Consider the following 248-nt stretch of genomic DNA (forward strand, 5'->3'; position numbering starts at 1 on the left):
GCCGGCGGCTGCATCTGCGCCGAGCCGGGCTTTCTCCAAGGGCTGCGTGAAAGGAGCCAGGCCCATGGCGCATTGCTGATTTTCGATGAGGTGATGACCTCGCGTCTGGCCCCCGGCGGGCTGCAGGAAAAACTGGGTGTCAGGCCCGACCTGATGACCCTGGGCAAGTACATCGGTGGCGGCATGCCGTGCGGCGCGCTGGGCGGGCGAGCGGACATCATGGCGCAGTTCGACCCTCGCCAGGGGCG

At 68.1% G+C, this 248-nt stretch carries 1 protein-coding gene; it reads left to right on the forward strand.

Annotated features, from left to right (window positions below; translation table 11 throughout):
• Window positions 1-248: aminotransferase class III-fold pyridoxal phosphate-dependent enzyme (locus tag AC0L3U_RS39965; RefSeq protein ID WP_473365207.1), on the forward strand; the 248-nt coding region annotated here is incomplete at both ends.

The sequence above is a fragment of the Bradyrhizobium sp. Kon69 genome (genome assembly GCF_055807515.1).